Genomic DNA, 12,715 nt, shown 5'->3' on the forward strand with positions numbered 1-12,715 from the left:
ACTTACTTGTGTTCGATCATCACCAACAGCGGAACAATACTGCCTTTGGGATTACCTTTTACCTGAAACGCTACCCGGTTGGGTTCGTATTGGATGTCGGCCGGTGCAATCAGTTCACTACCCAGCGCGCTGTACACTTTCTCTTTAAAATCTCCCGGAGCCGCTTTGATTTTGCCGACGACTTCTTCAAAGTTGAGTTCCTTATCGGCTACCAGGACCAGAAAGTAGTCGTTACCCACCTGGTTGTCCATGGTAAACGAACGGTTGCTGGCTGGTAGCATTACGTTGGAGTTTTGGGGGACAATTGGGCTGATGTTCTCAGTCGTGCCGCTATAGGGGAATAGCTTAGTAGTACGGTACACATCGTCGGAGCCGATGATGTACATATATGCCTGCTTATTGTTATTAACCGCCATTTTGAACTGTGTACCCGACACATACGGCTGCGACATCCGGTAGGTGATCATTTCAACCTGACTGTCATCTTTTGTGTCCAACCCTTTCTCTTGAATGGAATAGACTGGCATAGCTGCTCCGTTTCTGAGCGTAAAGTCCATCCCTGATTGCAGAGCAATAGTACTTGGAGCCGGATTGGGTACATTGCCCGAGTAGGTTTGGAAAGCGTACCGGGTGAAGCGAACTACATCTTCGTAGTTGCCCCAGGTGTAGCCTTTGTTGCCCCAGCCGGTGCCCCAACTATTCACAATCAGGAAAGAGCCACCGTTTTTGTTGTCGTCGTAACCGATAACTGTCATGGCGTGGCCCCCCAGTGAAGCTTCGGGCGTTTCGCCCGGTGAGGCTCTCCAGGTATCACCCGCCTGGATAAACGAGCGCGGAACCTGCATACCAATTACCACTGCGTTTTCGCCTTCAGCCAGTGCGGCTTTAATGGCACCTATCTTTTCAGTAGATGCACCCTGCAAGATATCGAACAGCGTAGCGTAGCCTTCAATTCTGTATTGGGCGGCTTCGTTATCATAGCGGCTCAAATCGGCTCCGCACTGTGGGTATGATACCTGGCTCAATAGCATATTGCCTGTTTTCTTCATCACGTCCAGTGCATCGACCAGCGTAGCACCACCCTGACATTCATTATCATTGCGCAGCTTAATCCGTTCGTAGAGATAAGCAGGGGAGAACCGGGTAGCATCAATGGCCGAACCGGAAAGACCCTGCTGACGGGCCTGCATGATCGTACGCATGTAGTAGGCAGATGCCCAGGCGACGCAGGTACCAAACTCACCCTGATCCCCAACGCTGGGCATAAAGTTGGCGAGCGAATAAGCTGAAGGTAAAATGCCTTTAAACTGAATGTTCCGGGCTTTTTTCGGCATCTTCAGGTACTGCTGATCGTTGAAGCGCAGGCCCAGTTTATATTGTCTGGGTTGGGCAAACGAAGTAACGGCTAGCGTCAGGAGACCAACCAGGATGAAGAGCGACCGGCGGAGGAGTATAGAGTTGGAAGTCATGATCTTGTTCGTTTTGCAAATGAATAGGTGTCTCTGGCTTTTTCTTATCAGTTTGGTTGAATTATTTTTCTTTTAATGTAATAGATGCCAGTTGCCAGTAGGCAGCCGGTGCCTGTTGCGGCTTGTTTTTTACTGGTACGTAAGGCACCGTCGACACGCTGGTTGATACAGGCAGTTGCTGACTGTCATACTGGATTACATCCCGGTAAGTGCTCACGCGGCAGAGCGGCTTTCCCTCAGCATTTTCCCGGAACTGGTCGTAATAGACGATATCTGCTTTCTGCAATTCATAATGGACTCTTTGCTGCCGGGCGCGAGTCAGAAAGGCCCGGCGTTCGAGCCGGAGCATACGACCATCGCGAGTCTCCAGGGCTACGTAGCCGCTTGGATCGAACAATATATCAAAATTTGTTTTCATTTGCTCAAACTGGCTATCGTTTACTTCCTGAGCCAGTTGGTTAGCCGTTTGCAGCGCAGCCGCTGTCTTCTGGGCCGGGCTCCAGGTCAGCAGTGCTGCGCCTGTACTAGTTGGCTCCCCCGGCTGAGGAGCAACAGGCTCAGGAGTGACCGATGCCGGAGGTGTTACGGGTACAGGTGGATCAGATGGGGTAGGAACTGGCGTTACCGCAGGGACATATGCACTGCCGTTGGGCTGAATGGCCTGTATACGGGCATACCGGACATCGCGTTTGCTGTCGGTGTACACCAGCGCGTAAACATCGAGCCGGTTATTCACTTCAGATTGCACCTGCGGATTAGTCCGGCCTGCCACCCGGACCGGTATGGCGATGCGGTACTGATGCACCTGGCGGTACTCTTCTTTAGTTGAGTCCAGCGAGGTAATCGTCATCTCGTCACGGTCCAGTTCATACGTAAAGCCTGTTTTGTAAAGGCCGGCCAGAAGCCGCAAAAACTCGTTGGGCGTAAGCACTAGCTTATCGGCTAGGGGTTCAAGGACTTTACCGGGCCGTACATTAGCGGGGGTAATGTGATTGGCAATGGGGCTGGCGTCGGTCAGAAAATAAACCTGCACAAAATCGCGCGCGTTGCTGCTGGTCGGGTTCTTCTCTATGGTTGGCACCAGCGCCAGGAGGTCGTGCTGAAAACCTTTCAACGTATTGTTTAAGGCCTTATCGTGCGAACGGGGCCAGTCTGCTCTCAGACGTTGGGGTGCAACGGTATCAGGCCGGGCCGAGGCCTGTAAGCTCCTGGTAGAGGTTAGGGATGATTGCGCCGACAGGCAGGGTAGCAGCAGGGTCAGGAACAGGAGCTTGCGGCCGAAGTTTGTCTGATTCATTCGTTGGCGGAACATAGTAGTCTTAGTATTACAGATGAATGGTTAATTGCGTTATTTGCCAATAGCTGAGTTGACCGCCGGCCCGTTGAGCAGGTACTGGTACCGGGTCAGTACGTCGGGCCTGATACCAGACCCCAGTATTAGCAGCCGGAGAAGCACTGTCGAGATGCGTTCGTTCGCCGATCAGCGTACCACCTGTACTTGGGTGAATTTCCGTTACATAATCCAGAGAGAAAGTAACCAGAGCGGCTGTTTTTCGGTTGGGTAACGCCCCCCTTGGCAGTGCCTCACACTCCTTAATAGATAAGGGGTAGGTTTCCTTATCACCCTGTCGCAAAAAAATTGTGTCGGTAGTGAGGGTTTTTCTTAGCTGCTCGCAGGCTTGCCGGCGCAGGGTAGCGGACTGGCTAGGGTTGAACCATACCGATACCCAATCCAGTAGCTGGCCCTGGATCTGTTGCGCTTTGTAGCGCGTCAGTGGGTCCGCATACAACCATTGCCGGGTACCGGTGATGCCTACGATCCGCATGAGTGAATTTTGTATAGGATCAGCTTGCAAGCGTATAATCCACCACTCACCCACCCGGTGCGGCTGGCGCGTATCGGACCGGATACCCCGAATGCCAATGGGTACACGCAGGTTGACGGTCTGCCGGGCCAGATCGATCTGCTGCACAACTATCGAATCAATCTCGATCCTGAATCCCTTCCAAAAATGTCGGGGTAATTGCCGCACAAATGTCTGGGCAGTAATAGAAGGATGGTCCTGCTGGAATACCATTCGGGTAACCAGCAGGTTGGGCAAGGTCTGAGTGGGTTGGTTAAAGAGAGACAGCAGGTCGGTCTGTCGCCGGGGCCAGGTAGCAGAGTCGGCTCCGTCGCCCAGCGCCTGAACGTGTGCCCTGAACCGGTTCAGGAAGGCCAGCGCGTTAGCCCGCAACGTTTTTTCGCTGAGCGTAGTGCTGGGCGGGGGAAAGGGGGCGGGGCGGGGCTGACCGGCTATCGGTAGTGAAAGCCAGAGCCCGAAAAACAGACTAAACAGTTGGGCAGGCTTCATGGCTTTTTTGGTTGAACGGCAGTCCGTATATGTGTCGGTAAGGTAGATAGTGTGTAGGTATCAAATAGATCGGTTATGAGCCAGCCTGAGTTGGCTTTTTCCCGGACAAACTCCTCGAGTTGCAAAACCCAACCCCAGCCTGTATCCAGGTACATGATGGTTCGAATACTTGTTTCGATCGTCAGGTTACCGGCGTGGATAATTGTTTCGAGCCTCTGCTCGTTGTTGGTGGGTTTGACTCTGTCGGGCATAAACCGTAACAAGCTTCTAGTCTCTGTTATCCCCCGCAGTAGGGGCAGGAACGCCACCTCATGCGCATTAGGTGGCAGAAATTCACGGCGTAAGGTATCTGCGTTCCCTATACCTTTGGATGTGATGAACTTCTTTCCGGACATTTTTGGCAGCGGGTCAGTGCCGATTACCTGCCAGTAAGCCGCACTGTCGGTTCTGTACCGCTTTTGCAGATATATGCGGAGCGTGTCAGGGTGTTTATTGTAAATTACCCGGAAGTCGGTACGAGCCAACAGGGTGAGTGGGCGGGATAGCGGTTTTGGTGATTCCATTAACGCTTCGATAAATTGTGTCACCCGCTGGCGGTAAGCAGATGCGGGGCCGTTCTTTGGCGTTCGCAGCCGGGAATCATCTTCATTAAAAAGCGACCATAACGTTGCTATAGAATCGGATGCCGCCCTTGGATGAGTAGTTGTGTTAAACCGCTCGACAAACTGACCGACTGTTTTGATTTGAGCGTTCATCCAGTTTGTTGGTGCCTGACGCTCTACCGGACTCGACGCTGGTTGGGCAGCGGAGTGATTAGCAGGTGGCAAAGCCTGTCCGACTGCGCCCAGCGGAAGGCAGCTTAAAAACCAGAGTAGCTGTTTCATAATCAGGTGCCTGTTTTTCTCAAACGCGCTACGCTTAGTTAGCTGGTATAGGTATCGTTTCGGAGACTTTTACATCGCCGAAAAAGACTTTTATGTCGAGCTGTCCCACATCTTTGTAGGGCCCCATGGCTTTGGCGGTTACGGCAATGTCTTTGCGGGTACGATCGCCGTAAAGCATTTTTCCGGTTGTATCAAACCCCTGAAAATCCTGGAAGTACGTAGCTGTTGCGTGATAGTTGCCATCGGTGCCTTTTTCAAAATCGGTGGCTACGGCTGCGTCGTAGAAGGTGAGCTTTACATCGCTATAGCGGGTACTCATCAGGTTATTGAGGTATTGCTCTACCGGCAGGGTGCGTTTAGTGCCGTCCCGGCGCGATACCTGCATCAGCGCTTTTCGGCCGTCGGGCTGGGCAAACAGATCCAGCGCCAAACCAATAGCCATCCGGCGCTCGTCAAGAGACCGCTTTTTATCGGCAATCACCGTCAGGTACTCCTGCAGGTCGTTCACCCGGCGAAGAGTGAGGTCTTTAAACTCGGTCAGCCGCTCCTGCGTAATGTCAGGAGCCTGTGCCCGGCCGTCTGCTGCACCTAACCAACACAGGCAGAATAGCATATATAGCGTTTGCTTCATAGCGTTACAGCGTATTTTACCGTACTTCTTCAACCGTCAGCACCTCATACCGGCCGTCTGGTTTCAAATCCGATAAACGCTCCACGGTGTTGATTCGAACCACCTGCCGGGCGTTGACCAACATACGACTCAAAAAGCGGGTTATGGACTGAAGTTCGACCGGCTTCTCCGGGGATTTGATGTAGATCTTCACGGTGCTGGTTGGGGTGAAATACAGCGGTTCCAATCGCTGGCGCAGGGCGTTACGTTCGGCAAACGACTTCGATTCATCGGCTAGCTGATTCAAAAAGTCATTAACCTGATCAAATGTTGCCACGGGTTTCGGCGCAACGGGCGCTACCGGCTGATCGGGCGTTACCGGAGGCCCAGCATCGGCTATGTTAATTTTCCAGTGCGAATGATGCCGGACCGTATCGGGAAAACCGGCCAGCAGGCTTTGCATACGCTGTTCACTGTCGTTCAGCAGCGTAGCCCAGGTGACATCGTTGTTATTAACGATGGCGTGTTTGAGGGCATTTAGCCAGGAGTAGGTGTAAAAGCTGCCAATACTGGGAGTAGAAGCCGCCCGCTCGCCCCGCTTGGCCGTGGCAATAAGCACATCGCCCTTTGTTTCGACAAACAGTTTGCGAAGAATATCAGTATCTTTTTGTGTGTTCAATCCCCTGATCTGAAGAGGGTTCGGCAGGATCTTGCGTAGATCACTCAGCACGTTGTTGCAGCAGTCGCCAAGGCTAATGCAAAGGCGGGGCTTTTTAGCGACCAGCCGCTGGTGCAGCCCTGCCAGATCGGTAGTATCAGTACGGAGGTACAGCAAGGGGAAGTCATTGTTGCGTTTGGGCGTGCTGAAACCATGACCGGTAAAGTAGAAAAAAAGAACATCGTCGGGCTGGCAATTCACAGTATTGACAGCCTCGTTGAGTCCGGCCAGTCCAAATTGCTCATTGCTCCGGACTATCAGATTATACTGGTACCCCAGCGAGCGGGCCACCGCATCCATGCGAAGTGACATATCTGCCAGATCCTTCTCGCAGCTAGGCCCAATGCTATGGTCTTTGGTATCCGCCAGTATAATGCAATGCAGGGTTTGGGCGATGGATGATGAACAAGGAACAAGCAATAATGAAAAGCAAAGCAAAAGCTTCGGCAAGCGAACGAAAAAGGAAGGGTTTCTATATAGATGCTTCATGGTCAAGAGAGCAAGATACTCGTTTTCGCCGGGTTTAATGGGCCGTGATTTTCAGACTGATCTGCCCGGTAGAGACTTCTGGCCGTTCACCCGACGACGTAGGAATAAGCCTTGCATTCTGCAACTGATCCCGGTACCAGGCCACTACCGCTGGCGAAACGGAGGTAGTCTTCACGTTCAGGGACAAGATGCGACCCTGGGCGTCAACTTTCACCACAAAGACAATCCGGCCGGTTTCGTCGTATGGGTCCTGAGCGACCGATAAGCGTCCGAACCGGAAGCCCGTGAGGTCGAGGCCAATGCCGCCCGTTCCGCCGGGACCGGCTATGCTGCCACTGGGGTCGCCCTTAGGCGAGCCGCCTTCCTGGTTAGTAGCCTTGGGACTGGTGCCGTTACCGGGTTTGTCCACCTTTCGGTACAGGCCCCGTTCGTCTACTTTAGGTTCCTCTACCGGTGAGGGCGCATTGGTGGTCACATTGGGCTTGGTGTTGCCCGGTAGCAGAGCTGCACTGGGCCGGGCTTCGCGGGGAGCAGGTGTCCAGCGGGCTACCGGCGCAGCAGCCCGGCCAGCGGACCGGCTGCTAACGGCCACCCTGGTCTGCGCCTTTCGGGCTAGCTCCAGGGGAATATAAGCTAGTTGCAGACTGTCGATGGCGGGTGTTAAAGTGGTTTGTGACGCCGGCGCAAAGGTCAGCCGTGCCAGAAACAGTAACGGAATCAAGGCTGCCGCTACCAGGACGGTATACAGCATCGCTTTCTGACGGGCTTGGTTTTCAGGAGAGTTATGCAGGTCGATATACATGGCCGAAGCAGGATTTTATTTTTTGTTTGCTACGGTTGGATAGGAAAAGGAATCAAAAGTTTATCAGCTGGAGCGTATAATTTTTCGTCCCTACAACTGGTCCAGTACTGCCTGCGCGTCTTGCTTGTACAAATCTGTTTTACCAGTAAGTAGAGCCTGAAGTTCCTGCCGGGCTTTGTCGGTCTGATTGCTTTTCAAGTATGCCAGTGCCAGAAACCAGCGGGCGTTGGCCTGCCAGTCGGGTAAGGCGGCCTGAGTAGCTGGTGCTAAAAGGGTTATGGCTTGTCTGACTTTCCCCCGACGCAGGAGCTGAATACCCGTCAAAATGTTGGTAGTATCTTGCGGTAGCCGTAGCATTGATTCCCGGTTGGAGAGCGGAACGCCCAAACGGTTTTCGAGGGCAGGATCGGGTGGGGTCCGGCGAACAGTGGGACGGAAGTTATCCCGGAATAGCTTTTCGAAGCGACCAACTACCCGTTCCTCTGCTTTAGGAGCGGGTGCTGGCACCGGATTAGTAGCCGGAGCCGGTATCTCAATTGGGTTTTCGGAGGAGGGTACCGGCGTTACCGGCTCCTGTTTGGCTATCTGATCGGGTGATTGCGTAGCCGGTTGCTGCCGCAACGCAAACCAGCCGAATGCAACGGCCAGTAGCACACAGGCTGCGGCAGCGTAATAGCCCCAGTTGAGCCGACGAACAGATTGGGTATGGGGAAGCGGGTTTGTTTCATCTGCGGCTTGTGTTTGCTGCGGTGGATTTGGTTGCCAGAGTTGCCCTTGGGCCATCAACTCCTCATGGATGCCGGTTAGGAGGGTCTTATTATTACGGATTTTGTAGGCAGCTTTGATCTGACGCTGGAGTTCCACCTCAGTGGCTAATTCATTATCTGTGGACATCTGCCGGGCAAATTGCTGCCGTTCGACTTCATCCATCTGCCCGGAGAGATAGCGGTGTATTTGCTCCAATAGCGTTTCGTCTAAGTTCATCGGTGCTTTTGTAGGGGCTGTTTGACTGCTACTGAATAGGTAAATGCCGAGAAACCTTATCAGTAAGACCTGTTTTTTTCGAAAAAGCTAAACGCTGAGGTAGCGGTCACGCAGGTATTTAGCACACTTAAAGCGCTTGACGGCCGCCGATGCTTCTGTCATCGATAGCCGCTCGCCAATCTCCCGCAGGGATAGCTCCTCTACATAGAACCAGTGCAGCATTTTCTGGCAATCCTCCCGCAGCAGGGCGACGGCTCTGTTGAGCCGGTGTACCCATTCGCTTTGTTCCTCTTCATCGCCAGCCTCGTCAGCCAGTGGAACAGGTTCACCTGACGAGTCCTCCTCGTCGCCGTCATCACCGCCGGCACCATTGCGGTTACCGTCAAAAGAGACCTCCCGGCGTTGCTGCCGTTTGTCGATATAGTTATGCCATTGGTTGTAGCAGATGCGGTACAGGTAGCTGGTAATTTTGGTGTCGGGCTGAAACACAAATTCTCCGCTTCGCACCTTTTGCAGAAAAATAGCCAGACAATCGTTCATTATGTCTAAGGCCTCGTCATAACTACCGCCCCGCTGACAGGCTAGCGGAACAAACTGGTTATGAACCCGGCTGTACAGACAACTGAATGCCTGACGCTGTTCGGCCCGAAGCGCTTCGTAAAAAGCGGCTTCGTTGCCGGCGAAAGGCTGGCAAACATCAACAGATTTCGATACGGTCATCCCTCTTTTCTAAAGAAAAATCTCCCGCGCAAACGACCTTCTATATACGGCGGTTGTTTAATGCCGCGCTGGGAGAGGCCACGGTCGATCCGGTCGACCAGTTCAAACAAATCTACGTTGGGCACATTCATGTGTTTCACCAGTTCACTGGTGAAAAGGCCGTTTTTGTCGTCTTCAACCGCAGGTTTCCCCGGTTCGGTTGCATAGATAATTACTGTACCCACAGCCGGTTGCACCGGAGCAAAAATTGGTTCATCCGTCCCCCGGCGCCACGAGCGGTAAGGGTTGTTCCGGCAGGCGTCCCAGAAAACCAGGTTAGCCCCATCCGGGTTGGCCTGCTGCATACGGGCGATGAGCCGGCGCAGGGGGTAACACTCATACTCAACGTCCGGCTCCGATGCCGGATCAGCATCAACCGGTTGCACAAAATTTTCTCCGTTTACCATCAGGCCATGCCCGGCATAGTAGAACAAGCTGACACTCTGGTTGCTTAAATCCGTCATAAAGGAGTCAAAGGTCTTTTTTAATTCCTTAAGGGGCAGATTCTCTTTATAAAGCACGGTAAATCCTAAATTCTCCAACTCTTGCTTAACGGCCTTCCCATCATTCACCGGATTTTTGAGCGGAAATTTTACGTATTTATCATTCGCAACAATCAGAGCCAGCCGTTTCTGCGGTGGAGGTGGTGGTGTAACGACAGCTTGGTAAGTAATGTAGCGGGACGATGAGGTGGTGGTACCGGCCACATTTGTAGCTTTAACGTGAACCTCATTGGCTCCCGCAATAAGGTTAATATCCTCTGATACCTCCTGCCCACAGGTAACCTGCTTAAACCCTCTTTGGCGGGTGTCCAGCGGTTGTCCATTGTGAAAGAACTGGATGGATTGGATAGGTGCATCAGACTGTACACACACCGATACGGTAAGTTTCGGTTGTTTGGTAGTCCACTGCTGCGCCTGAGGGGTCTGCCAGTTTATCAATGGTGGCAATTTTTGGGGCGTTGCTGCCGCATTGGGTTTTACCCAGCCGCTTGCTGCCGAGATAACCTCCTGCTGGGCCAGAGCAGGAGTTGCCAGCATCACCAGATAAACAACAAGATAATGTAGCGTGTTTTTCATAACTCAACGTTCAGAATTTGATTTGAGCGGAAAGGACCGGAATTGATCTATTGAGATTCAGACCGAGTTTTACGGTATCAGCGCGTCGTTGTTTCTCGTTTTGAGTTCCTCTGATGAACGTGTAAACAACATCAGCGGCCCAGATGAGAGCCGCAGCACGGGTGGCAAGGAAATACCGTTGGTGCGCACTATTAGCTTCATCGTAGAACGGCTGAGCCGCTGCTTCATTTTGGGAAGCCATGTATTTATCGTACTGTTGATTGGAGTGGCTTTTCTGTAGGATGCCATAAATTAGCAATCCACCGTACGCAACCGTTATAGCCGGGCGCAGCCCTATCTTTTTGCCAGGCTGTACCATGATATTGCCTACTCCAGGCAGTAACGCTGACACCAATGCGTTAGCCGGACCACCACCTAAGGTTCCCGGTGTTGGTGGAATGAATGGTTTTACATTTACTGTAACCTTAAATTCCTCGTTCAGCGGTTCACCATCCCGTACATAATCCCATAAAACGGCTTTATTCGTTCCGGGAGTAATACGCTTTCCAATGTCTCCTGATACCGTCCGGACACGCAGCAAACCCTTAGTACGACCCTGCGCCTGTATATAAACCGAGTCCTGCGCCTTGATACCAGCAACATCATACGTAATCTTAACTCGTTGCGCATCCACATCAACCTGGATGTTGGAAATGGTAGCCTCAGAACGCGTTTGCCCGTAACCGGTGCCTACCGACAGAATAGCCACCAGTAATGTCAACGCGCATGAATAATAAGTTGAACCCATGGTTATTGATTGAATAAAGCCTGAACCTGTGCTGAATTAAGCGCTTTGTTGTAGATCCGGATTTCGTCCATCGCACCGTTAAAATAATCTGGATAACCAGCCGCCTGAGCCCCAAATTTCAGAGTCCCACCCGGACAGTTGTCAATAGCACCAGCCGGTACAGGTTCTGATTTAAAGAAATTCCCATTGAGGTAAATGGTAATCGTATTGCCATCAAATGTGCAGACATAGTGATGCCAGACATTGACAGTAAGAATATTGGTTGTTCCTGATGCAGTCTGCCAACCCTGACCAGCAACACAATTGCTATTTCTTTTTATATCACCATTTACCGTAATACCAGGGTTGCCGGGTTTCAACAAGGCGCTATACTGTTCGTTAGCCCCATCCGAGAAGCGGGATTTATTGTATAACTGCATACGTGAACTTGTTACTGGACTGGCAAGCCTAAACCAAAGGCTTATGGTAATTTGAGAAGGTCTTAGAGCTGTGTAATCCGGTATATTAAAATAAGCGCCGGTTCCATTCAACGAGAGTGCGGCATTGTTGTTACCCTTTCGGTCCGAAGTATAGGTAGCTCCATTGAGCAGTGAGCCATGGAGGTTATTACCACTATTATCGTTGGGAGAGCTATTAAATGGATAGTAAGCAATCAGGCCGCTGTTCAGGTCAACATCTGTTTGCGTAGTAAATGACATAGTAGCTCCGTAGACGACACGTCCATCAGGCATAACTGCGAAAGCGCGATAGGAATAGGTTGTACCGGGTACTAAGTTGGACAACAGGACATTTATGTTCGTGTTAACGCTCCCACTTTGGTTAGTAGTCAGAGAGTTGCTGATCTCCGGATTGTTATTACTAGAAGAATAAACGATGCCATAGCGCGTTGCAGCTGGATTTCCAGTATCATTAATTCGGAAAGTGACGTTAGCAAAGGTTTTATCAACAGAGGAGTTCCCAACAGTTGTGACATTCGCTAAGAGAACTGCCGAAGTAGTAAATGTTTTTGTGGCTCCATATACTGGACCTCCCGCTGCATTGTAGCCATAGGCTCGTATATAATAAGTCGTATTAGGCAATAATGCATTTGCAGACAACTGCGCTGTTTGATTAACGGCTATGTCTCCTGTTACTTCTGTCTTTGTATCTGCTACTGTTGGTGACTGATTTGTTGATGAGTAACAAACGCCATACCGGCTGATTGTGCCATTGCCTTTATTACTGATGGACATCTGTAGGGTGGCGGAATTTAGTGTTACATTGGTGGCGTCATGTGTGACAACAGTTGGCAAAACCACATTGCTGATGGTTATTTTTTTAGAAATGGTTTTTTCCTGACCGCATTTGTTAATCAGCTTGGCCTTTACTTCATAATCGCCGGCGGTCTGATAAACACGCCTTGCCGTTAATGATGTAGTAGGGGTGCTGTTATCTCCAAAGTCCCAAATGACATTGTCGATAGTGCCAGATGTAGATTCTAATGAAAAGCTGACATCTAAAAGATTTGCTTGGTGGCCAATCTGAGCTGATGGACTGGTACATTTAGGAAAATCCTTTTTGGCTAAGTTCCAGCCTTCGCAGCTTATAAGGAGGAAAACAAGGCTTCCCCACACAAACAGGCGAGAGAGTTTTCTGTAAAGTAGAGTTTGGTACATATAGTTCTGTACAGAGGAAATACTAAGAACGTGTTTAAAAATGGAGCGCTGGGGTTAGAAAAAGCGGAAATCAGCCTATCTTGAGGGTTAATCCGACCAAAGATGTACCCCTCCGACTTGACTGA

Annotated in this window: 12 protein-coding genes; all 12 read right to left on the reverse strand. The window is 51.3% G+C overall.

Annotated elements, in window-relative coordinates:
• Positions 1-2: 2 nt before the first annotated feature.
• The 12 genes from ABD949_RS05200 to ABD949_RS05255 all read right to left on the reverse strand — a co-directional run bounded on the left by ABD949_RS05200 (position 3) and on the right by ABD949_RS05255 (position 12,590).
• On the reverse strand, positions 3-1,469 hold the full coding sequence (locus ABD949_RS05200) for a C1 family peptidase (RefSeq protein ID WP_345241288.1): 1,467 nt from the start codon (positions 1,467-1,469) through the stop codon (positions 3-5).
• A 61-nt stretch (positions 1,470-1,530) separates the two neighbouring features.
• Positions 1,531-2,766, reverse strand: a complete 1,236-nt coding sequence (locus ABD949_RS05205; RefSeq protein WP_345241290.1) for a hypothetical protein — start codon at positions 2,764-2,766, stop codon at positions 1,531-1,533.
• Positions 2,767-2,794: 28 nt separating this feature from the next.
• A complete protein-coding gene (locus tag ABD949_RS05210) occupies positions 2,795-3,823 on the reverse strand; it encodes a hypothetical protein (RefSeq protein ID WP_345241292.1) in 1,029 nt (342 codons plus the stop codon).
• Positions 3,820-4,707 carry a type II toxin-antitoxin system RelE family toxin gene (locus tag ABD949_RS05215; protein WP_345241294.1) on the reverse strand — a complete coding sequence of 296 codons (888 nt, stop codon included), beginning with the start codon at positions 4,705-4,707 and terminating at the stop codon, positions 3,820-3,822. The genes ABD949_RS05210 and ABD949_RS05215 overlap by 4 nt, the downstream gene beginning before the upstream one ends.
• A gap of 34 nt (positions 4,708-4,741) precedes the next feature.
• The gene (locus ABD949_RS05220) at positions 4,742-5,338 is read right to left on the reverse strand and encodes a hypothetical protein (RefSeq protein WP_345241296.1); all 597 of its coding nucleotides are present in this window, start codon (positions 5,336-5,338) and stop codon (positions 4,742-4,744) included.
• A gap of 16 nt (positions 5,339-5,354) precedes the next feature.
• Positions 5,355-6,347 carry a caspase family protein gene (locus ABD949_RS05225; protein ID WP_345241298.1) on the reverse strand — a complete coding sequence of 331 codons (993 nt, stop codon included), beginning with the start codon at positions 6,345-6,347 and terminating at the stop codon, positions 5,355-5,357.
• 211 nt (positions 6,348-6,558) lie between these two features.
• Entirely contained in the window at positions 6,559-7,326 is a 768-nt protein-coding gene (locus ABD949_RS05230) for a hypothetical protein (RefSeq protein ID WP_345241300.1), read from the reverse strand.
• Positions 7,327-7,416: 90 nt separating this feature from the next.
• On the reverse strand, positions 7,417-8,310 hold the full coding sequence (locus ABD949_RS05235) for a hypothetical protein (RefSeq protein WP_345241302.1): 894 nt from the start codon (positions 8,308-8,310) through the stop codon (positions 7,417-7,419).
• A gap of 87 nt (positions 8,311-8,397) precedes the next feature.
• Positions 8,398-9,030, reverse strand: coding sequence for an RNA polymerase sigma factor (locus ABD949_RS05240; protein WP_345241305.1), 633 nt, complete (start codon positions 9,028-9,030; stop codon positions 8,398-8,400).
• Positions 9,027-10,148: a caspase family protein gene (locus ABD949_RS05245; RefSeq protein WP_345241307.1), complete on the reverse strand. Its 1,122-nt coding sequence runs from the start codon at positions 10,146-10,148 to the stop codon at positions 9,027-9,029. The genes ABD949_RS05240 and ABD949_RS05245 overlap by 4 nt, the downstream gene beginning before the upstream one ends.
• A gap of 10 nt (positions 10,149-10,158) precedes the next feature.
• Positions 10,159-10,935 carry a hypothetical protein gene (locus ABD949_RS05250; protein ID WP_345241309.1) on the reverse strand — a complete coding sequence of 259 codons (777 nt, stop codon included), beginning with the start codon at positions 10,933-10,935 and terminating at the stop codon, positions 10,159-10,161.
• A 2-nt stretch (positions 10,936-10,937) separates the two neighbouring features.
• Positions 10,938-12,590 carry a LamG-like jellyroll fold domain-containing protein gene (locus ABD949_RS05255; RefSeq protein WP_345241312.1) on the reverse strand — a complete coding sequence of 551 codons (1,653 nt, stop codon included), beginning with the start codon at positions 12,588-12,590 and terminating at the stop codon, positions 10,938-10,940.
• Positions 12,591-12,715: the final 125 nt, after the last annotated feature.

The organism is Nibrella saemangeumensis, from assembly GCF_039541915.1.
GTDB lineage: Bacteria > Bacteroidota > Bacteroidia > Cytophagales > Spirosomataceae > Nibrella > Nibrella saemangeumensis.